1 other RNA gene is annotated in these 236 nt (G+C 51.3%); it reads left to right on the top strand.

Features of this window, described 5'->3' with window-relative positions:
* Positions 1-236: a transfer-messenger RNA gene (ssrA, locus tag ACTHSP_RS24105) on the top strand; the annotation flags it as partial.

The raw sequence follows: 236 nt of genomic DNA on the forward strand, positions 1-236 counted from the left end.
GCCGCTTAAGGCCTGCCGTTGCAGCAGTTGGTCAATGGGCTGTGTAGCGCAAGCTACCGCAACGTCATTCTACATTGGCTGGTTTTCTGTCGGGTTACTTGGCAGGAAACGAGATTTAAGGTAACTGGTTCTCTGAAGGCCTGTTGGTCGGCATGATGGGGACGAGATTCTAAATAGACACAACTAAGTATGTAGAACGCTCTGTAGAGGACTTTCGGACGGGGGTTCGATTCCCC

This window comes from Neisseria sp. P0001.S005, assembly GCF_051963715.1.